We start from the raw sequence: 24,565 nt of genomic DNA on the forward strand, positions 1-24,565 counted from the left end.
ATTTTCGATTAAATTGCAGAACAAGAAATAAAGGCACTTTGTCAATAATCTAATTCTTTGGAAATAACCTTTTTTATTAATATTTATTTTTCAAATAAAAAACAATAAATTTACATTCAATCATTATTCAAAACCAGTCAACAATTAAAAATGTATTTTAATGTCAAAAATGAAGAATAATTAAGCTAAAGCAATAGTTTAATTTATTACTCCATCCTATTTTACAGGCAATATCTTTGTTCTGTTTTACATAACATACCCCTTTTATTTATTTAATATTGATAGGTTTTAATAACAAAAAGAAAAGTCTAATCAAGAATTCTTCCTATTTATTTTCATAGGAAATAATTCTGTCAAAAATGACATTCATAACTACATAATTTATATTTCTTTTTTTTACATAATAAAATGTTAGTTTTCATTGTGAATACAAAACAATCTGTATATAATTATTCTTTCGTCAATAGTAACTCAATAAAACAAATAAGGATTTTTGTAAAGTAACGCAAACTTAGCTTCATGAAGAGGGGGGGGGATTTATGTTAAATCAAATTTTCAAAGTCATTTTTAACCAATCTTTAGGCAGATTAGTCGTTGTTTCTGAACTCGCTAAAAATAAATGTAAAGTAAGCCAAACTAACTCAACTAATCCAAAACAAAGTCATAACAAACATCTCTTTAAATTAACTGCAATAGCCTTATTCTTGGTCGATTTGGTTAGTGTTCCGGCATGGGCACATGTGACGGATGTATCGGGTGATTATAGTGTCAATCAACCCACAAAGAGTATTAGCTTTCAAGACGAACGGGTAGCACCACCAACACTAACAGATCCTACGCCTGCATCTATTGAAGTGGGTACAAAAACCGTTAATGGTATTACAACCATCACCAAAAAGACAGATACTAGTGGTAATACTACTACCTACACAGTAATAGGTAAAAACAGTAGTGATACTATTGTTTCTGACAAAACAGTACAAGTAACAACCACCACACAAAATGAGGATACAAACACCACAACTACCACCACAACAGTAGTCACTACAGACAATACGGCCAATCCTAAAACTGTCACCACACAAACAATAAAGGTGACTAAAGACGCTAATAACAAAATCCTCGCTACCTCTACCACAGAGCGTCTAGACAAGCTAACGACTGCAGCTGATGATGCCACTACCACTACCCCTGTCAGCGAAACAACGGTAGAAAAAGCGCTAACCAATACTGGTGGCATCACCACTACCACCACAGAAAAAGAAGCAAAAACCACTACCAATAATAATGGCGCATCCACAACGGCACTTGCCACTACCCAAACCACGGTCGTCTCAGAAGAACAAGACACCAACGGCAACATCATCACGACGACCACCGTTACTGTACCCCCAGCGTCCAACACAGACCCCACTGTAACAACTGAAACACAGGTTGCCTCAGGACACTCGCGCACAGAGACCTCACAATCTGTGGAGATGGCGGATAACAGATCTACCACCACAACAACGACCACCTCCACTCCTGTTGTGGGCGCTACTTCCCCTGAAGTCGTCGAAGTAAAAGAAACGACCAGCACGAATAAAACTCGCACAGATACAGCACAATCTTTGGTAATGAAAAGTCTAACCACTGAAAAAACCACTGTAACTCGATCAACAAAGAGTGACACTAACAGCTATACCTCCCGCCTTTCTTACTCAGGTGATAAACTAGAGCTCTCTCTAGACAAAGGTTTAGAGCTAGGGGAATATGCCACAACAGGTGGACGTGATGTTGCTAGCCATAAGGAAGTCTACAACCCTATAATTTCACTCTCCAAATCTGGGTTACAGTTCTACGATCAAACTGTACAAGATCTCCCCTACACATCAGCAGGCTTATTATCTGCATCAGCTAATGGTGAAACACTCCAATGGAACGGTACAGGCGGATTGACATTAACAAGTGGTCGCAGTGGCAGTAGATCCACCCCACCGAGCGGCACATTATCCGTCGCTTATGCTTCAATCAGCAGACCTCCATCAGACCCATCAGGCGCTCCAAACAACACCGGATCAATCCTTTCTTGGAGCGACTTTACCGGCGGTATGGGCTTTTTGGGAAGTACTGCTACATCCGCTGCTACGCCATTTACCAAATACATGGGCGGTTCGTTAGCGACTGTTGGTGCGCCTTGGGCGAATACGCGGTCTACTATCCCGCGAACAACTAACAATCCAGATGGTATTGTTTCTCCCACCTATGGTTGGGGCGATAGTGACTATTATGTAGATATACCAAACACGCCGATGAGTACTATCGTCAATGCCAACGGTTTGCACTTGGGGTATGGTGATACGGAAAAAGCGACGGTTACGCTCATCAACCCGGCGGCCAGTTTGCGTAATGTGCTGTATAGGGTTACCATCAAAGGTAATAAATTTGATTCCTCTACTGAAGATAATAATGGTTACTACTCTTCTATCTTTGCCACTGCCGGCAATGGTGGTACCGGTACGGTAGGTGTTCCCAAAGACGGAAGTAATAATAAGAAAGGTCAGAACGGCGATATTTTCATAACTAGTGATGCATCTGTGAAAGGTTTGGGCTTGTTAGTCGGTAGCATGGCGGCAGGCAGTGAAACTAAAAACTGGAGGAGTTACGGCGGGTTTGGCATCGGTGTCTTTATGGGGCTGAATAACGGCTTGGTACCGCGCGAAATTTCTCAGCCTTCCATTTTTAAAGACCTTGGCACACCCATAAGTTCCGGTCCGGAAGCAGAGCGTGCCGGTGCTGTCGTGTATGGTGCGTATAACACCGTAAACGGCAACGGCGCTTTGGCGCTGGGTATGTTGAACCGTATTTACGGTAACGGTGGTATCGCCATCGGTAATGCTTCGCTCGCCGATGCGTATACGTCAGCCGGTCGTTTTGGTATCAGTATGGGCTTTAACGTCAAAGCCGGTGAATGGGCAAACCAACAAACGGTCATCGGTGCCAATATTCAAGCCGTAGGTACGGGCAATATTATTCTCGGTGGCGGGAATAATAAGTACTATGGATATAGTTCATATACCGGTTGGAAAGATGATCAGGTCGATACGATGACGGGTATCTATAGCAATGTAGGTAATGTCTTTACGGTTACTACCCCTGTCAAGTCTGGTAAGTCAGATGGTATAGAAACGTTAAATACAAGCGGTATGCGTTTTTGGGGGGACCGCAATATCGTGCTCGGTGCGCAAAACCGCACGGAAGGGTTTAACCCTAATGTAGGTGATACTAATAGTGGTTATACCGGTAGTTTTGGTACTGGTGGGTATAAGCGTATTGCAGATAACGCTGTTGTCGGCGCGAAAAACACGATTCGTGATTTGTCGTTCCGCAACACCGTTTCCGGCGCAGAGAACATTGTCACCAGCGGTAATGACAACATGATTCTTGGTTCGAGCAACGAGATTCAGGCAGCCTTGGGTGTGGATAGTAATAGTAATTACACCAACGGCACAGTAAACGCCTATAAACCGATTGAGGGCATAGTTAAAGCTGGTGAGAATAATAAAGGTGAACTCATTTATGAAGTTATCCATACTACAGAGACCGCTGAGAAAGCGAGAGCGAACTTAATCAGCCAGTTGTACAAAGTAGCAGTGAGTGGTGATAAACAGCAAAATAAAACCAATTTGCTGACTTCCGACCAAACCACTATCGTTGGTTCTAACAACAAAGTGCAGTACGGCACAAATAATAACTTCATCGCCGGCTCAAGCAACGTCGTTAACTTCAAAACAATCGGTAACTTCGTCGCTGGTGCGAATAACCAAGTCAGCTATCAAACATCTGGCTCTTTCATCTCTGGTAGTAACAATAAGATTGGGTATAACGTCACAGATCAGAATGGTACCGTAACGATTACAGATCCAACTCAGCTCAGTGCTAATGATATTGTTACTTTGTTTACCCCGGTTGATAACTATAAAAAGGATGCTGGCGGAAAAATCCTGAAGACAAAAACCCCCGAAGAAATAGCTGCCGAAGAAGCCGCTAGATATGTCACACAGGGCAACACCTTGATGGGCTCAAACATCACTATCGGTGTAGGGGCTCAGAACAACATGCTTCTCGGTAACAGAATCAACGTATTGAATGACGTCAAAGGCTCCTACGTATTGGGTTCTAACGTTGATGTAAAAGCCAACAACTCTGTATACTTCGGTTCGAAGTCGGTAGCCATACTTAATTCAACCACCGTGTCAGGAACTACCCTTGAGTCAGGCCAAAAAGTCGACGATTTGTCTCTAAAAGCGTTGAATGAGTACATCACTGCAGGTGAGATGGGTCAAACTTCCATCACGATTAACGGCAAGAAATACGACTTTGCTGGTCTCGGCGAAATTGGCGGTGGGGTAATCACTGTCGGCAGGATTGTAAACGAGGGCTCTGCAAGTAACCCTGATTACGTCTCCTATGGTCGTATTATCCAAAACGTCGCCCCAGGTCTAATCGGTGCGAAGTCCACCGATGCGGTAAACGGCTCACAACTCTATGCGATTCGTGACTCTATCGAAGCGACTGTGAACCAAATCGTCTCCGGTGAGCAGGGTCCTGTAGTCTATACCGATGCAGCGGGTAATAGGCTCATCAAGGAGAATAATGTACTATATCAATCAGCACTTGTTAATGGATATCGCCAAGCTGTGGATGGTTTATGGTATAAAGATGACGACTTTATAACGAACAGAGATGGCACTTATTCGCTCAGAAATGCTAAGAATCCTAATGGTAAAACACTCGCCACATTAGACTACTCTAAAGGCTATGTCAAAATTGGTGATTTATGGTATGAAGACAACCCAGAGGTTGTTAAATACGATAGAGATGGTGTGCCTAGTTTAGTTAATGAACAAACAGAAGGTTTATCAGAGGATAACTTAAAGTCAACGGTAAAAAGTTCTGTCTTCGACCCTGCCAATGCTGTGCTTTCTCTTGTCAATGCCGAAAAACAAGCCTCAGGAGATGCTACGGTTCAAAAAGCATCGACAAAAACCACAACGGTTTTACAAAACCTCACTGCTGCTTTAAAAGTAGATTCGGCAAGTTCTGACCCCGTAGCACGCCAAAACTCAGTAGCCACACTCATTGGTCTAAAAACAGACACAGATGAACGCAAGCTCACCCAAGCCGCTACAGTGAAAGACCTCCAAACCCTCGCCATAGCAGGTATGGATTTTGCGGGTAATGATGACAGTGCCAAAAACCTCGTCCATCGCAACCTCGGTGAAAAGCTCACCATCAAAGGCGATGCACCTGAAGCAGGCTTTGCAAGCGATTTTGCCAGCGCTCAGGGTAATATCCGTGTTGTCAAAGACACTACCACAGATGCAAACGGTCTTGTGATTCAGTTAGCGAAAAAACTCACTAACCTCACCAGCGCAACATTTACAGATGAGTCAAATAACACAACAACTATTAACAGTGCTGGTGTCACTATCACCCCAGCAGGTAATGATGCCAATCCTGTTAGCATCACCAACACTGGCATCAGCGCTGGCGGCAACAGCATCACCAATGTCGCTGATAACCCACAACAAGGCACTGATGCAGCAAACAAAAACTATGTAGATTCCAAAGTAGGTAATGCCAGCTGGTCTATCGCTTCACAAACAGGCTCTGCAACAACACCTACCTCAGAAGGTGCTGTCAATGCTGGTGATACTGTGAACTTCAAAGATGGCACAGGTAGCACAGTGAAAGTGGAAGCGAAAACAGAACAAAACAAGCCAGATGCCTTTACGGTCAGCTATGATGTCAATCAGTCTACTCTCAGTGTGAGCAACGGTGAGATTACTAATGATGCTACAGTGGGTACAACCACCTTTGCAACGGCAGAAAATGTGAAATCAACCATCACTACCGCCGTGACTGGCGCGAAAACCAAGGTTTCCCTGGACGAAACAGATGACAGTGGTATTCTTGAACTCGCCAAGACAGAATCTACGACGAATTTAAACGCCAATACCTATGCTCTTAAAGTCAATCAGACTAAGCTTGTAGACGCGTTAAGCGATGATTTCGCTGCGAAGTCGTTGGAATCAAACACTATTAAATTGACTGGCAATAACACTACCTCTACACATGCAGGTATAGCATTAAATAACGCAAATGGTATCTCTTTTGCAATTACAGGGGATGGTACGGATTTAAGCACCACAGCATCTGCTACAGGGGTAAGTATTGCACTTAACAAATCCACCGAGGTCAAAAAAGATGACAATCAGGTCATCACCTCTGATGCGGTGAATACAGCGATTACTAATTTAAATACGGTATACACTCCTCTCACTCGTGCGATTACCCTAACAGATAGTGCTAACAACAAAACCACTAGCCAAACCCTTGCGAATGATATTAACTTCACCCTTACTGGTGATACGGATGGCACAGGTTCTCAAGGTACCATTGAGACCACAGCTAATGGCACTTCTATCAAGATGAAGGTCAAAGCAGGCTCTATTGGTACAACACAACTTGATACAGATGTGAATACCGCTATCAGCAATGCAAATTCTGCAGTGCAATCCTTTACTGTTGGGGCAGGTAGTGAAACAGCTGGCATCACTGTGGATAAAACCAATAGCCGCTTTGACATCGTGGGTGACGCCAATATCACTACTGGCGTAAGCGGTCGCAATATTTCTGTGGTATTGAATAAGACCATTGATTTAACCAGTGAAGGCTCTATCACCGTGGGTGGCACTGTCATTACAGATAAGAGTGTCCAAGCAGGTGATAATACCTTTACCGATGACGGTTTAACCATTAAAGATGGTCCAAGTGTTACCACTACAGGCATTGATGCAGGCAACAAAGCCATCACTAATGTAGCGACCGTTTTAAGCAATAATGCTCTTGATAGCACTAAGAAAACCAATGCCATCAATGCAGGCGATGCTGAAACTTTGGTGAACAACAGCGCGTGGAATATTAAGCTCAACACGGGTACCGCAGGTGACAAAGACATAGGAACCGTGAATAACAAAGACTCAGTCGTCTTTAAAGATGGTACTGGTACTACCGCATCGGTAACTAAAGACGGCACTGACTCTGAGACTTATAGTGTAGTGTTTAATGTCAACAAAGGTACTATTGGTAAAACCACAGGTGGCGACTATGAAGTCACAACTGGCGACACTGCTAATTCCTTTGTGTCTTCTGGTGATCTAGTCACTGTATTAAATGAGCTTAAAACCTCTATTGCTACAACAGATGCTAAGACTTTTGGCCTAGCCCCTGCGACTGGCACCGCTGTGACAGCAAATCTAGGCAATACCATTAGCGTGATTGGTGCAGATACTAATATCACTACCCTTTCTGGTAACAGCGCATTAAAAATCAAGCTTAATTCTGCCGTTGTCCTAGGTGACGGTACAGCAAATGGTAGTTTAGAGGTCAAAAACGCTGGTACATCTGGCAGTATAGCAGGTGTCAAACTCGCTGGAGGTCAAATCACCTTTACCAGCAATGAAGGCGGCTCTGCTTATCAATCCCTTGTGCTTAAATCTATCCTAAACGGTGATAAGTTACTTGATAGCAAACAGAACAACGACCCTCGCCTCAGCTTTAATGGCAATCAGCTCGCTACTATGAAGGACGGCATGAGTTTTCATGGTGATATGAATAGCTCAGGTGCTAGTAATGGCGATGGCTCTGCATTCAACCTCGCCCTAAACAAGCAGTTAAAGCTTTATGGTAACTACAACGACACACTCACTAATTTAACAACAGGTAATATCGCTGTCGTATCCAATGGCTCAGATACACTTACCCTAAAATTAGCGAAGAATCTTCGTGATATGAATTCTATTGGGTTTGGTACTACAACCATTGGAAGTGGTTCAAGTCCTACTGTTTTGATGAAATTACAAGCTGCTCCAGCGAGTACTTCGTCACCTATCCTAAATCTTGTAGGAGCGAATAACACTGCAGTTCGTATCAATGGGGTGGCGACAGATACCTTGAAGTATGGATACAAACAACAAGGCCAGGATCAGGTTCAGTATTTTGACAAGACTCTCTCCCCTGAAGAGATTAAAACAGAATTTAGTGATCCTAATTTGGTATCATTCGTCGGTAAGAAATTCGCCACCAAAGCGGATGACGATGCGGCAAGTATCGGTGATTTGAAAGCTTACTCAGATGAAGCAACGCGCGTGATAGATGGCAATATCAACAATCTTCGTTATGGTCTACGAACTCGGAATGACACAAGTAGCTTTGACTATGCTTATAGCCCATTAGGTAGTACAGCTGGTGAAGGTAATACCATCCTCGTCACTGGTACGAATATTACCGCCAAAGCCTCAGGTAATGAGTCAAATCCTACACTAGATCTCAGTCTAAATAAAGATATTGTGCTAGGGGATAATAATGGTAACGGAGCCACTATCACCTTGAATGGCGATCAGGCGCATGAGCAAATTCTCTTAGATGCGAACAATAGCAAGATTGATATCAAAAATGGCGATAGGGAACGCATTACCTTAGATGGTGTTGATGGTACGATTAAATTTACAGACAAAGATGGCGCCACAACCAACAGTATCGGTCTAAGCAACGACAAGACTGCTGATCTTGAGGGCAATCAGACTAATCGTCTCACCACAGGGGATACACCTGTCGCCACCATGAAAGATGGTCTCAAGTTTGCTGGTAACAGTACTGATTCGGCAGACATCATCAAGCGCAAGCTTAATGAACAGCTCCAAGTCAAAGGCGGTATGATTGTTGACAAAACAAACATCGCAAAAGACACAACAGATGCAAACACCTATGTCGATGTAGATACATTAAGTAAGGCCCTAATCGTGAAGCTCGCACGTGATTTAACAGGCTTGCGTAGTGCGACATTTGAGACTATTAAAGACGATGGCACAGTGGACACTAGCAAACCACAAACCACCATTAATGGCGACGGCATCACCATCACTAAATCCGCTGCTGATACCAACAAATCTGTCAGCCTCACTGAGGAAGGTCTAGATAACGGTGGTAACACTATCAAAGGCATTACCAGCGTGATGAATGATACTACCACAGGTGGGGGGGGGGTCGAGTGGTACGCAAAATGGTAGCACTGATAGCGACAAACCAAATAGTGATGAGAACACCTTCCTGACTACCTTGCGTGGTTTCAATAGTAGTGATGCCACAGCAGGAGGTGGTGCTGAGAAACTTAATAGCGCAGCTACTGTAAGCGATTTACAAAAACTCGCAAACTCTCCCCTCTTCTTTAGTGCAGATAACTATGCCACTGGTACTGCAGACACTTATATTAAACGCCTGCTCGGTGAGCGTGTGGCGATAAAGACTGCTGAATTTGGCTGGGATGGCAGCACATTGGGCAATTACCCGGGCACTATAGGGGCGAACTCTTATAGTGGCACCAACCTCGCTGCTGTAGTAAGAAATGGCGAGATAGTATTAGGCTTTAAAGATCAGCCACTCTTTAATACCGTGGCTATCGGCACCACTGGCAGTGGTAATAGCATCACCATCAGCAAGGTCACTGGTACAAAACCTGAGGGCAGTAGTGACAATGCACCACCTGCTATCCAATTGGGTGATACAAATAACAACCCAGTTCAAGTCAAGAATATCGCCACACCAGCTGACGCTAACGATGCGGTGAATAAATCCTATGTGGATGGCAAGCTCAGCGATGCAGCATGGACGATTGGCGCTACGGTCAACAGCGCTACTGGTGTCACAACCCCTAGCACGTCTGTGAACAAAGGTGACGTGGTTAACTTCAACAATGGCACAGGTACCACCGCTGCTGTCTCTGTCACCACAGATAGTAAAGACACCTTTAGCGTGGCCTTTAATGTGAATGAGGCGAAGTTAAAGAAAGATGAAAAAACAGGTGCAATCGAAATCGACATAACGAATGGTAATCCAGATACTCATAGCTATGCCACTGCGCAAAATGTGGCTGATATGATTAACAATCTGGGTACGACTGTTAGCACATCAACTTTCGGTCTCAAAGCAGGCGATGGTAACACGGTCACCAATACACTTGGCAATACCGTAACCGTCAAAGGAGCAGATAGCAATATCTCTACCAAAGTTGTCAAGAAAACAGGGGATATGAAATCTGATGAACTCCAAATTGAGTTGAATAAAACATTAAATTTAGGTAATGACGGTAGCATCACCACTGGCGCCACCACAGTCGATAATTCTGGTGTTGCTGTGGGTAATAATGTCAAACTCGGCAATACTGGCTTAACCATCACCAATGGTCCTAGTGTAACCTCAACAGGCATTGATGCAGGCAGCAAAACCATCACTAATGTCGCCGCAGGTAGCCTAGAAAGCAGCTCTACACAAGCGGTAAATGGCGCTCAAATCGGTAATCTGGCAACCACTCTCGGCCTCACATTAGATACTGCGAAAACTGGCTTTACTACACCAAGTTTTACTGCCGTAACTGCTTCTGCTGATAGTGGTAAGACAGCCGCAGCACCGACCTCTTACAAAGGAGCGATTGATGACCTCACCAAGGCCGTTAATAAGGGACTCGTCTTCAAAGGCGAAAGTGCATCATCAGCAATCACCAAACAACTCGGTGAGACACTTGAGTTTAGTTCTGATGATAGTACTGACAAAGCTTGGAAAGGTAGCAATATCCAAGTCACTAGTACAACTGGTGGCAAGGTGAATATCAATCTCAAAGAGCTCAGTGCAATTAGTGATGAGAACAATGCAGATAACTCTGCGCTCACCACAGGAACTGTCGTCAAGAACTACGTAGAAAGCAAGCTCGCCGCTTCTGCCCAACAGTACCAAGGCGATAATAAAGAGTCAGGCAAACAAACTCTTGTCACCATCAAACGCACACCTAGTGACATCCTCGGTATCAAGGGTGGTGCTACAGGCAATTTAACAGACGGCAATATCGGTACAGTTGCTGATGCAGCCACTGGTGCAATTACCATTAAGCTCGCTGAGAAGGTGAATCTCGGTGCGAATGGTAGCCTCACTATCGATGGCTCTGTCTTAGACAATACGGGCCTCACAGCCACAAAAGTCATCGTCGGTGGCACAGGTGGTGTAGAAATCACCAAAGTTGAGGGTAATCAGGGCTCTGCTAATGTCGCACCGCCTGCTATCCAATTAGGTGCAACAGGTACACCTGTACAAGTGAAGAATATCGCTAACCCTGTCGATGATAATGATGCGGTAAATAAGAAATTCCTCACCGATCAAATCGCTGCTTCTGCTCAACAATACCAAGGCGATAACACTATCGGTGGAAATGGCGACGACAAGAATAACCTCGTCACTATCTCTCGCACACCAGCCAATCCTTTAGGTATCAAAGGTGGTGCGACAGATTACAGTGAGGAAAATAACCTTGCCGTTATTGCAGATAGTAAAGTAGGTACGCTAACTCTACGTTTAGCTAAAGCGCTCAAAGGACTCACTAGTGCCACCTATACCAAAGCAGCAACAACCTCTGACCCTGCCGTCACTACCGTGGTAGATGGTAGCGGTATTACCATCACACCTAACAAAGGTGTTGGCAATACTAAGCCTGACACGAATAAGACAGTCAGCCTCACTAAGGATGGCCTTAATAATGGTGACAACACTATTCAAAACGTGAAGAGCGTCTTGGATGGCAAGGAAGTTGCAGGTGGATCTACCGAGGATTCAAAAACAGTACCTAATGCCACTAATCCAAATACGTTCCTTACTACGTTGCGTGGATTTACCACTGAGAGTAACGCTGATAAGCTTAATAGTGGTGCAACCGTGGGAGATTTACAAAAACTTGCGAATTCTCCACTCTTCTTTAGCGCAGATAACTACGTCAACACGGAGAACAACACTTATGTAGCGAAAAAACTCGGTGAACGTTTATCTATTAATGCAGGTTCGTTTAATTACAATTCTAAAGATGTGACTGCTCACAGTGTAGGCTCAACCTCTTATAGTAATTCCAACCTCGCTGTGGTGGTAAATGATGGTAATTTACTCATCGGCTTTAAAGACCAACCACTCTTTAACACAATTGCAGTGGGTACTACTGGTACAGGAAACAGTGTGGTGATTCAGAAAGTCGATGGAAAAGCACCAGAGGGAGAAAAAAACACACCTCCTGCTATCCAATTGGGTGATACAAATAATAACCCAGTTCAAGTGAAGAACGTCGCCACACCTGCAGACGGTAACGATGCAGTGAACAAATCTTATGCGGATAAGCTCGCTGCAGCCGCAACCACCAAAGTGACTGGTGACGGCGCCTCTGTTGTCAGCTCAACAAAAGCAAACGATGGCTCAACAACTTACAATGTCCATGTCGACAAGGTTATCCAGTTCACAGATACCAGTGGTAATGCGCTTGTCGAGAAAGGCGGTAAGTTCTATGTGGCAAATAAGGACGGTCAAGTGCCTTTAACCGAGGAAGGTAAGCCAGACAGCAAGAAAGAGGTTGCTGCTAGCGATGTTCGCATCAAGCTGGTTAATCCTGTGACAGGAGCAGGTGCTGCTGCCCCTGTATTGGGTAATGTCGGTGCGGGTAGCGTGACAGAGGACTCTACCGATGCAATTAATGGCGGACAACTCTATAGTATCCAAAAAGATGTTTTAGGCTATACAGAAGAAACTAAAAACGGGAAAAAAACAGGCAACTTAGTTGCACCTACCTTTACCGCAGTAACAGCTGGTGGTACTGGCACTGATCCAAATACCGAAGCACCGACAACATTTGCTGGTGCGATTAATCAACTCACTACCGCAGCGAATAAAGGTCGTGTGTATGCAGGGGATGTATTGGTGAAAGACTCTGATGATACGGATACTGGCCGTAAGAACGAGTTTACTCGCCAGCTTGGTGAAACACTCAATATTAAGGGCGGTGTGACTGACGCAACTAAACTCAGTGATGATAATATCGGCGTAGTCTCAAATGGTAAAGACACCTTGACGGTGAAACTTGCCAAAGAGTTAACAGGTCTCACCAGTGCAGAGTTCACCGATGCTGATGGTAACACCTCTACAGTAGAAGGCGGTCAAACCACTTATACTTCTAAGGCTACGACAACTGCTGATGGTGCTACTAAACAAACCACCACAACAGTAGGCAAAGATGGTATCACCATCACCTCAACCACCACACCTAAAGAAGGCAGTGATAATGCCACTAAAACAACCGTTAGCCTTACTGAAGACGGCCTCAATAACGGTGGTAATGCCATTACAGGTGTGAAGAGTGCTGTTGAAGACATGAAAGTCACAGCACCTGACGGTACAGATGATAGTGAGAAAAACGGCGATAATTTGAAAAATCCGACTTTCGCACAACGTCTTGAAGCAGCAGCAAAAGATGACACTGCAAAAGGCAGTGCAGTGAATGTGGAAGACTTGTACAATGCCTCTCAAGAAGCGTCTAAAGCTGCAGCCGCTGCCAAGACTGTTGTGAAAGGCGCAGGTGCCGCCGTTGTTAGCAAAACCACAGGCGCTCAAGACCAAGATATTTACGAAGTGAAGGTTGAGCAAGCGGTGACTTATACAGATGCACAAGGTAACAAACTGGTCAAAGGCGCTGACGGCGAATGGTACAAAGAAGACGACCTTAAAGGTAAGGCGTATATTCCTAGTGCTGATCCTACCGAGAAAGGCACTTGGATGGAAGTGGGTGAGGATGGCTCATTAAAAACAACAACTGCCCCTACCAAAGCCACACCTGTATCGATGAAACTCGTCAATGCAGATGGTACAACCACAACCGCTACACAATTAGGCAATGTTGCCAGTGCGATTGGTGGTGTAACAGCTGACAAAGATGGCAACAACACCTTTATGGATAACTTGAAGAAAGTCGGTTCCAAAGGCGATGATGCGATTGATGCCAATAGCGCTGTAACCACCCAAGACCTCAAAAACTTGGCAGATACTGGCTTTAAACTCATGACTAGCGGTCAGGGTGAAAATCCAGCGCAAACCGTGAAGATGGGCGATACTATCAACGTGGTGAACGGTGCGAATACCAAGGTTTCTGCGATTACAAGTGCTAACGGTGTTCATACCTATAGCATCAATGTAGATGGATTGCCTATGGCATTTAAGGACGCTGAGGGTAACCCACTCGTGAAAGTCGGTGATAAGTTCTATAAAGCCTCTGATATTGGCACGGATGGTAAACTAAAAACCGATGCCGAACCAGCAACACCTGCTGCGGTGACTTTGTTGGATAAAGATGGCAGCGTTCCTGCTGATGGTCAAAAATTGGCGGGTATTCAGTCTTCTGTGAAGGATGTGACTGTATTAAACGACCCATCAAAACCTGGTAGTGGACCAAAAGCTAATGCAACTTTTGCGGATAAACTGGCTACAGCCGCCGCCGATGACAAGCTCAAAAACGCTGCCGTCAATGTCAGCGATTTGAACGAGGTCTCTAAACGTGCAGAAAAAGCTAATAAAGCTGCGGAGAATGCACAAGCAACAGCGAGCAAAGGCTTTAACGTCAAAGTCAGCGCAGATGGTGGTAACTCGAGTACAACTTTCTCTGGCACTGATGGCGACAATATCGCTCCGGGAGAATCGATTGAGTTTGTTGCTGGCAAGAATGTCACTCTTGATCAAAGCGAAGGCAAGATTAAGATTTCGACTAATGACCAAGCGATTGTGAACAATACCGTTCTACCTGTGGATTATGTGGTTGAAACTAAAGATGATAAAGGCAACGTGACCGCTCGTGAGAAAGTCTACAAAGGGGCTGATGGCTTCTTCTACAAAGACGCTATCCTTGCGCAAAATGTAGATAAAGATGGTAACTATATCAAAGATGGTGAGACTGTCTCTGCCCAAAACTCTCGCGTAGACATGAAGAACATCACCACCGCTGTCCAAAACCCTGATGGTACATTCACTAATGCGACTAAGCTTACCAATATAGCTGATGGTTTGATTACAGAAAACTCCACTGACGCAATTAATGGTAGTCAACTTTACAAACTCAAAGCAGAACTTGGGGCAACGGAAGAAATCACCAAAAACTTCCATACGGTTGAAATGAAGGAATTTACAACAACCATTGTTCGAGACGGAAAAGTCGAAAATATTACGGTTAAAGTCCCTGTTGATGAGAACGGTAAACCTTATCTCAAAACATACAATGTCCAAGGACAGCAAGAGTACATTACCAATAGTGTATATAGTGCTATCCACAATATGAATGAACAAGGTATTAAATACTTCCATACCAATGATGGACAAACACCTGTAGATCAGGCTGAAAATACCGAGGATTCCAGTGCAAATGCGAAATATGCTACTGCAGTAGGTTATCAAGCATCCGTTGAAAAAGGTGCAGATAATGCAATTGCCTTTGGTCAAAATAGTACCGTATTAAAAGACTCCACTAATGCTTTAGCCATTGGTTCTGGCGGTACTGTAATTGGTGATAATGCGATTAGTATTGGTACTGGTCATACTGTTGCTGGTGAAGCATCTGGTGCTATTGGTGACCCAACAGTAATTAATGCAAAATCAAGTTATTCTGTAGGTAATAACAATAGCATTGGTGATGCAGAACAAATGAAAGAAATTGCTGATTTAATTAAGCAACGGAAAGAATTGAAGCGTCCAGATATACCAAAACCAGATGCAACAGATGAAGAGCTAAAAATTTATCAAGAGAAGTTAGCAAACTATCTCAAAGATAAAGAAACGCTTACTAACAAAATTATTACATTGACTGAACAAGTCACAACCGAAGATGTAATGGTTATGGGTAATAATGTAAAAGTTGGTGGTAATGCAAATGGTGCTGTTGCGGTTGGTAGCAAGATTAATATCGCTGAAAATGCTACTAATGCGGTAGCAATGGGTACTTCTGCAAATGTGAAAGCTGCTAATGGCGTTGCATTAGGGGCAAACACTATTGTTGATGCGAAGAATGGTGTCGCTATTGGTTATAATGCAAAAGTAACTGCTGAAAATAGCGTAGCACTTGGTGCCAACGCACAAGCAACGCAAACCCTTGAACAATTACAAAAAGCGACTCCTTGGGGAGATCCTGCGTACGTTCGTGGTTATGGTAAAGAGGTTGTGGGTGAAGTTTCTGTAGGTAGTGTGAATGCAGAAACAGGAGAACAAGAAGTTCGCCGTATCACCAATGTTGCGGCTGGTTCTGCACCAACTGATGCAGTGAATGTTAGTCAAATTCAAAATTTAGGTCGTGATTTTACTAAACAAATCAATAACCTAAATAATCGTGTGAATAATCTTTCTCGCGATATTGATGGCGTAGCTGCAACTGCAGGTGCAATGGCAAGTTTACCGCAAGCCTATATACCAGGTAAGAGTCTTGTCGCTGTTGGTGCTGGTGCACATAAATCGCAACAAGCCATTGCGGTTGGTATCTCAAGAATTTCAGATAATGGCAAGATTATCTTGAAGTTAAATGCAGCACATAGTACTACTGGAGATTCAACTGTAGGTGTGGGTGCTGGATTCCAGTTCTAACTAAATTTCCTCCCTTTGCTCAAGTAAAGGGAGGAAATCCATACCAGCTGGGAGGGGTTACCCTCTCATTTTTTATTCTTGCAATAAATCCACTTTTCTTACTAAATCAGCTAAATTTTTTGCCTTCATTTTGTCCATAATATGTGAACGGTGGACTTCTACTGTGCGAACGGCAATATTCAATGTTTCGGCAATTTGTTTATTAATTTGTCCATCTAACACCAGAGTTAGCACTTCTTTCTCTTTTTCACTTAATTGTTGATAGCATTGTTCAATTTGATACTGCAGATAACGTTTCTCACTGCGAGCAATGGCATTATCTAGTGCAATTTTTAATTGATCCAGTGCTACTGGTTTTTGTAAAAAATCAACTGCACCTTCTTTTAATTCATTCACTGCCATTTGCACATCTGCAAAAGCAGTCATAATAATAACTTGTAGTAGGCTATTTTGTTGTTTCAATAGACGATGAACTTGACGACCATCTAAGTGCGGCATTTTCATATCCAATAGGACCACACCAGGCTCAAAAGGATTAATTTGTTCCAGAAATAATCTACTATCCGACCAGCTAATCACTTCATATCCTGCTTGTGTCAACATAAAGGTTGCTGCATCTAAAATTGTTGAATCATCATCCACCACATGAATTTTCATGGCTATTTCTCCAATGGTAATTCCAACACAACGACTGCCCATTTTTTATCTTGGCGATTATGAAGCTGAATATCGCCAGACATTGAATGCATCAAACGTTGGCAGAGGGTTAGTCCTAAACCTAATCCCTCTTTTTTTCGACTTCTAAATGGTACAAATGGAAAAGCTAACTCTTCTTCTGAAAAGCCAATACCATTATCAATTAAAGTAATCTGTAATTGTGTCTGTTGTTCAGTAACCTTAACAATTATTGTATCTGCTTGTGCCTGTAAAGCATTTAATAAACAGTTACAAATCACTTGTTCTAACATTGTTTTTTTCATTTTAACTTGCCATTTTTGATGACAAATTAATTTAATTTCTGCCTGTGAAGTGTAATGTTTTTTTATAAAATCAATCGCTTTCTCTAAATGTGGTTTTACTTCTAGTAATTGTATTTCTTCATCTTCTTTACCTTTCACCCAACCAGTTAGATTACGCATAATCTGCCGACTACGATCAATTTGCGTCTGAATTTTATCTAAAATTGCTAGTTCTGTTGTTGAGTCAGATCGTTGTTTTAGTTGATGTTTTAACCCTTCACTATACATACCAATCGCAGTCAATGGTTGGTTTATTTCATGAGCAATTCCAGCACTCATTTCGCCTAAAATACTTAAACGATCAGCTTTTATTAATTGTCGCTCATATAGTCGCATTTCGTGATGAGCTTGGGTCAATGCTTTACTTTTACGGTGTACTTGATAACTGATCCAAAGATAATTCAATAAAATAAATAACAATCCTGCCAATACTTGCCATTTATGCTGTGAAATCCAATAACGTACATCCGCCCATAAACTTTGTTGTTGAGGATGACGATATAGATTACGCAGAATGTTATCTGCTTGCTGATCAGAATAAGGGGGATTCCATTGAGGTAATGTTTCTGGAATAACATCACTAAGTAGGATTGTCATTAATTTTTTCACTAAACTATCAGGTACTTGTGGCATTGCCGCTAATGACCAATTTGGCAATAACATTGTACTAGACCAACAACCAATATCATTGGATTGTGCAGCAAGTATTCGAAAATCTTGCTGTTTAACCTTACCTTCCGCAGCTAAGTCCTCTAACATACAAACAGGTACTATCGCCCCATCCACTTTCCCTTGTTGTAGCCACAACACAGTATTGTCCGCAGGAAATCCGCTAAAACGGAAAAATATGTCTTCCCCTTCTTCTAAACCAGCTCGGTACAAGACGTTATAGCCTAATAAAAAACCACCAAAAGCATTTTGTCCAACTGCAGCTAAAGTTTTTCCTTTTAAATCCGTTAATTGATGAAATGGACTATTTGCTTTTACTAAAATTGCACTACCAACCTTACCGCTATCTGAATGTTTTTGGCGTGGTGATTGTAAGGTAGCTAACCAACGTACTGTGCTGTCATTTAAATAGAAAAATTGCGATTGATTGGTTAAGACAAAATCAACATTTTTTGCCTTATCTTTGGAGAGTTCATCAAGTTGTAAAGGGATTAATTGAAAATGTTGTTGTGGAACTTGTTGATTTAACCAGTCAATCCAAGGTTGCCAATGTTGGAAAACATAACTTTCTCCTCGTTGTGCTAACACCCCCACTTTCCATGTTTGTGCCATCACATTGGGAATTGCCATTAAGAACATCAAGCAATAGCCACAAAGTATGCCTAACTTGCGCAAAATTCCCTCCTATTTCTTTGACTCAGATCAATACCCATACTATTTATGTGGTAAACCACAATAGTTACCAAATTTTAGTTAAATAACAATACGCTAGAACAATAACATAAAACGATGATTGTGGGGAACATTATGGATAGTTGTAAACGAACAACACTCAAAACACTCACTGCACTGACTTTTGGTGCAAGTTTAGTACCACTGCAAAGTGTTGCTTTTCAGCCACCAAGACGAGGTGGCGATCAAAAACATCGCTATGCAATGATTATTGATTTACGCCGTTGTATTGGTTGTCAATCTTGTACCGTAAGTTGCAACATTGAGAACCAAACACCGATTGGTGAATTTCGCACTACTGTACGTCAATATGAAATTACGGATGGCAAGCAAACGGTAAATAATGTTTTATTACCTCGTTTGTGCAACCATTGTGATAATCCACCTTGTGTGCCAGTTTGCCCTGTTCAGGCAACTTATCAACAAAAAGATGGCATTGTCGTCATTGATAACGAACGCTGTGTTGGTTGTGCTTATTGTGTACAAGCGTGTCCTTATGATGCACGTTTCATTAATGAAGAAACTAAAACAGCAGATAAATGTACATTCTGTTCACATCGTTTAGAAGTAGGTCTATTACCAGCTTGTGTTGAAAGCTGCGTTGGTGGAGCAAGAATTATTGGTGATCTCGCCGACCCAAACAGTCAAATCAGAAAACTATTTGATAGTCATGTCAATGAACTCAAAGTATTAAAACCTGAGGCAGGTACTCAACCACACGTCTTCTACTTGGGTTTAGATGAAGCCTTTGTCAGTCGTGTTAACGGCCAACCTATGCTTTGGCAAGGAATGGAGGAAAAATTATGATCCGTGAAGTTTTAGTTGAACCGCAAGCTATTGCTTGGTTACCTTGGGCTGTTAGTTATTTCTTTTTTATCGGCATTGCATTATGTGCCATTTTAACAGCAATTTGCCTACATTTTTTTGTTAAGCCTTATAACATTCGAGCTGAATTAATCGCTTTATTGGTTGCATTAAGTTTTGCCATTGTGGCACCAATTGCATTAACTGCAGATCTCCACCAGCCTGGCCGAGTTTGGCATTTCTATGCTTATCTTGCAAATTGGTCTTGGATGGCTTGGGGTTCAATTTTCTTACCAATTTTTCTGCTAAGTTTGATTGGGTATGTACTCTTCTTAGTACGCCAACTTCCTGAACGAGCAACTCAAACATGGCTTTCTTGGATCTATCTTGGTAACGTAAATAACGTCGTATGGTGTCAAATTTTCCGTGTATTAACCATTATCAGCAGTATTTTGATCCTCCTTTATACCTCAATGGAAGTCTATAATGTTGCAGCTCGTCCTTTATGGAATCAACCTTGGTTAATCCCTTTAATTATTTTTAGTGCATTACCAAGTGCTTTAATGTTAATCCATTTCGCTATTCGTCTTGCAACTGGTGAAACAACATCTATCTTAATGAAGCCTTTAATGTTAGTTAGCCTAGTTTTATTAGCGGCAACGGTGTTTGCCATCGACTTCCACTCAAGTGCAACACATTATGATTTATCGCTTCTCTGGCAACATCGTCCTACTGTCAACATCACATTAGTTATTTGGGTTATCACATTAATACTTGCACTAATTAGTGGGCGTAATTTGATAATACAGCTATGTTTATTGATTGCCTCTCTTATTCTTACCGCTATGGTACGTTGGGTATTGCTACTTGAGGTACAAACCGTAGCGAAATATAACGCTTTAATAAATCCATACCATTTTAGTTGGGGCGTTGATGGCGCACTAGGTATGTTATCTGTCTTTGGTTTATGGGTCGCTGTGAGTGTGATCTTATGGCAAATTTTCACTTTTATTAATAAGGAGTACCATCATGGATAATAAACGTCGTAATTTAATTAAAGGTGGTTTAGTCGTTGGTGGTGCTGCAACCTTTGCCGCTGGTTATTCACCAAAAGTGAAAGAGATTGCCCATGGTGTGTTTAATGGCACCTCTGGCGAAAAAACACAACATCACTTACATGGTAATTCTCTTGCACCTGAATATCAGATAGCACAAGGGAAAGTGATCCCTAATTCAGAACAAATTGTTTGCAATACACAATGTATGGGATGCTGGACACTATGTGGTTTACGTGCAAGAGTCGATCTTAAACAAAATCGAGTCATTCGTATTAGTGGTAACCCTTATCATCCGCTTTCTGCTGATGAATACCTTAGTTATAACAGTTCGTTACAACAAGCAGAACTTAGTGTTGCAGGAGAATCTGGTTTAGAAAATCGTTCTACTGCTTGTGCACGTGGTGCCGCATTTATGGAAGGTGTTAATAGTCCTTATCGCCTTACCCAACCATTAAAACGTGTTGGAAAACGTGGGGAAGGGAAATGGAAAACCATCAGTTTTGAACAACTTATTGAGGAAGTCGTAAATGGTGGAGACCTCTTTGGTGAAGGTCATGTTGATGGATTAAAAGCCATTCGTGATTTATCTACTCCAGTTGATAAAGAAAATCCTGACTTTGGTCCAAAAGCTAATCAATTATTTGTTACTTTTGCTGGTCCAGAAGGTCGTCAACCATTACTGCAACGTTTTGCAAATGGTAGCTTTGGTACTATTAATTTCGCCTCTCATGGTTCTTATTGTGGTCTTTCATATCGTGCTGGATCTGGTGCAGTAATGAACGACCTTAATAACAATGCTCATGCAAAACCAGACTGGGATAATTGTGAATTTATCTTATTTATGGGAACATCACCTGCCCAATCAGGTAATCCATTTAAACGACAAGCACGTCAACTTGCGAAAAAACGTGCTGAGTCAGATTTTGATTATGTTGTCGTTTCCCCACGTTTAGAGTTAACTTCAACTCATGCGACACAAAATAATCGTTGGGTGCCTGTTTTACCAGGTGGTGACCTCGCTTTATCACTGGCTATGTTACGTTGGATTATTGAAAACGAACGTTATAACGCTGATTATCTTGCTTTACCAAGCCAATTTGCCATGGAACAAGCTGGTGCAGCAAGTTACTGCAATGCTACTCATTTGATTATTAGTGATGAGAAACACCCTCGTTTTGGGCAACCATTGGTTGAGCAAGATCTGTTTGATATTGCACCAAATCCAGATGATAAGGTCGTGGAAAATTACAATATCGTCAAAAATGTAGAAGATAATCAATTTGTTGCAGCAAAATCTTCTACAAAAGCCCAATTATGGGTAGATGAAACGATTACCTTAAAAGATGGTTCTACTGTTGCAGTTAAATCAGCGTTAACCTTACTAAAAGAATCTTGTTTAGAACATACCTTAGAAGAGTATGCGACTTTATCTGGTGTACCAGTCAATACCATTACTGCACTCGCTGACAAATTTACTTCTCATGGCCATAAAGCAGCAGCAATTACACATGGTGGCACTATGCAAAGTAATGGTTTCTATACCGCATGGGCTATCCTTTTGTTGAATGTTATGATCGGGAATATGAATAAGAAAGGCGGTATGAGTGTTGGTGGAGGCAAATTCAAAGATTTTGCACCTGGTCCTCGTTATAACCTTGCTTCTTTCCCAAATATGGTAAAACCAAAAGGAACTAACCTCGCTCGTAGTAAAAAAGCGTATGAAAACTCTAGCGAGTTTAAACGCCGTGCTGCACAAGGATCTCCTTATCCTGCACGCGCTGCATGGTATCCATTTGTTGGCGGTCAAATGTCAGAAATGATTACATCTGCTTTGCAGGGCTATCCGTATTCTTTAAAAGCGTGGATCAGCCATATGACCAATCCATTATATGGTATGACTGGTATCCACCATATCACAGAGGAAAAATTACGCGATCCTAAAGTGTTGCCACTCTTTATTGCAATCGATGCTTTTATGAATGAAACCACCGCATTAGCGGATTATATCGTGCCAGATACCCATAACTTTGAAAGTTGGGGATTTAGTACGCCTTGGGCAGGTGTTCCAACCAAAACTACAACTGCTCGTTGGCCAATTATACAATCCGCTAATGCTAAAAATGCTCAAGGTGAAACTATTTGTATGGAAACATTCATTATTCATATTGCTAAAGCAATGGGCTTACCAGGCTTTGGTGAAAATGCGATTAGTGATAACCAACAGCAAACTTATCCTTTAAATTGTAGTGAAGATTATTTCTTGCGGGCTGCTGCAAATGTTGCTTTTGATGGTAAACAGCCAGTAAATGATGCGACTCAAGAAGATCGCTTACTTTCTGGAGTAGAACGTATTATGCCGTTACTTAGCAAAACATTAAAAGAAGAAGAGGTCTTAAAAGCAGCCACTATCTTCTGTAAGGGAGGACGTTTTGCACCATACAATAGTGGCTGGGAAGATGACAATATGACAGGGAAATGGAAAGAGTGTTTGCAAATTTGGAATCCTACAGTAGCAAAAGCTCGCCATCATCATGATGGTAAACATTACCACGGTTGTCCAAAATATTTTGCACCACAATTTGCGGATAATAGTACAGTTGAAAGCCGTTATCCGAAAAAAGAGTGGCCATTTGAATTAATTTCTTTTAAATCTAATTTAATGAGTAGTATTACTGCACCATTACTACGTTTACATAGTATTAAACCAAGCGGTATTGTGGCAATGAATAGTCAAGATGCAACGAAATTTGGTTTTGCACATGGCGACTTAGTTGAATTAGCTACACCTGGTGGTAAAGCAAATGTACAAGTAATGGTACTTGATGGCGTCATACCAGGTACGATTGCAATCGAGCATGGCTATGGTCATAAACAATTAGGTGCGACTAGCTATGAAATTGATGGCAAAGTTATTGCTGGTAATAACATTATCAAACAAGGGGTAAATATTAATGATCTTGGATTATTGGATGATACCAAGGAAATTAAATCCCCTTGGTTGGATTGGGTTTGCGGTTCTGCGGTAAGACAAGGATTGCCTGCCAAATTACGCAAAATTTAGTTTCATACCCCCACATAAAATCAATAAGGTGCAAGGAAGCACCTTATTTTTTTGTTTACAAATTTTTCTGAAATTGGTCAACTTTTGAGAAATATCACAAATATAAAATAAAGTGATATGGCAATAATGATTTCATACTATAAATTATGTAATCTATTTAAAGATTAATTAAATTTTATCTTACATATCTATTTTTTGATACTACATACAGGAGAAGTGCTATGAACAAAATTTATAAAATAAAATGGAGCCAAACTACGCATTCTTGGGTTGTTTGTTCCGAACTTAGTTCAACAAAAGTAAAATCCTCTATGGGGGGGGATAATTGGCCACACTATCAACAAAGCAACTTATCGTAAAAAATTTTTCTATAAAACCTTTCTTGCATTAGCATTATTCAATTTTTCCTCCTTTAGTTTTGCCGAAACGTGTAAATTCAGTCCTAAGTATGGTGAATATATTTATTCTACAGGGTATTCTGAAAAAGCATGCGAAATTCCTGACACTACAGCAACCTACGATAGAACAAACAGCTTTACTTTCAGTAATGTAATACAAATTGGACCTAATTCTGTTGGACTAACTATCGGTAATCTTGATATCGGAGTTACATACTCACTCGGATATCATAATGGGTTTCCTCGCTTTCTTAACGCCATCTCCTTAGTTGATTACCAACCACACCAGAATTCAATATTTACCAT

At 41.9% G+C, this 24,565-nt stretch carries 8 protein-coding genes; 6 read left to right on the forward strand and 2 right to left on the reverse strand.

The genetic code is table 11. The annotated features are described in order from the left end of the window. Positions 1-539: 539 nt before the first annotated feature. Both ACFFHT_RS01035 and ACFFHT_RS01040 read left to right on the forward strand, forming a co-directional pair. Positions 540-9,113: an ESPR-type extended signal peptide-containing protein gene (locus ACFFHT_RS01035; protein ID WP_382372637.1), complete on the forward strand. Its 8,574-nt coding sequence runs from the start codon at positions 540-542 to the stop codon at positions 9,111-9,113. After that, positions 9,064-16,518 carry a YadA-like family protein gene (locus tag ACFFHT_RS01040; protein ID WP_382372639.1) on the forward strand — a complete coding sequence of 2,485 codons (7,455 nt, stop codon included), beginning with the start codon at positions 9,064-9,066 and terminating at the stop codon, positions 16,516-16,518. The genes ACFFHT_RS01035 and ACFFHT_RS01040 overlap by 50 nt, the downstream gene beginning before the upstream one ends. A 72-nt stretch (positions 16,519-16,590) precedes the next feature. Here the strand turns inward: ACFFHT_RS01040 and ACFFHT_RS01045 are convergent, their stop codons facing one another. Next, positions 16,591-17,175 (reverse strand): response regulator transcription factor, encoded by a 585-nt coding sequence (locus ACFFHT_RS01045; protein WP_382372641.1) that lies wholly within the window; start codon positions 17,173-17,175, stop codon positions 16,591-16,593. Between the two features lie 2 nt (positions 17,176-17,177). Continuing rightward, a complete protein-coding gene (locus ACFFHT_RS01050; protein ID WP_382372643.1) occupies positions 17,178-18,881 on the reverse strand; it encodes a sensor histidine kinase in 1,704 nt (567 codons plus the stop codon). Positions 18,882-19,013: 132 nt separating this feature from the next. On the opposite strand from ACFFHT_RS01050, the gene ttrB reads away from it, so the two are divergent. The 4 genes from ttrB to ACFFHT_RS01070 all read left to right on the forward strand — a co-directional run bounded on the left by ttrB (position 19,014) and on the right by ACFFHT_RS01070 (position 24,220). Further along, positions 19,014-19,745, forward strand: a complete 732-nt coding sequence (gene ttrB / locus ACFFHT_RS01055) for a tetrathionate reductase subunit TtrB (protein WP_382372645.1) — start codon at positions 19,014-19,016, stop codon at positions 19,743-19,745. Beyond that, complete coding sequence (nrfD, locus tag ACFFHT_RS01060; RefSeq protein WP_382372647.1) at positions 19,742-20,779, forward strand: NrfD/PsrC family molybdoenzyme membrane anchor subunit; 1,038 nt, start codon at positions 19,742-19,744, stop codon at positions 20,777-20,779. The genes ttrB and nrfD overlap by 4 nt, the downstream gene beginning before the upstream one ends. After that, on the forward strand, positions 20,772-23,861 hold the full coding sequence (locus ACFFHT_RS01065; protein ID WP_382372648.1) for a tetrathionate reductase subunit A: 3,090 nt from the start codon (positions 20,772-20,774) through the stop codon (positions 23,859-23,861). Before nrfD ends, ACFFHT_RS01065 begins: the two co-directional genes overlap by 8 nt. A gap of 221 nt (positions 23,862-24,082) precedes the next feature. Next, the gene (locus tag ACFFHT_RS01070) at positions 24,083-24,220 is read left to right on the forward strand and encodes an ESPR domain-containing protein (RefSeq protein ID WP_382372650.1); all 138 of its coding nucleotides are present in this window, start codon (positions 24,083-24,085) and stop codon (positions 24,218-24,220) included. Positions 24,221-24,565: the final 345 nt, after the last annotated feature.

The organism is Gallibacterium melopsittaci, from assembly GCF_042433085.1.
In the GTDB taxonomy this organism is placed as follows: Bacteria; Pseudomonadota; Gammaproteobacteria; order Enterobacterales; family Pasteurellaceae; genus Gallibacterium; species Gallibacterium melopsittaci.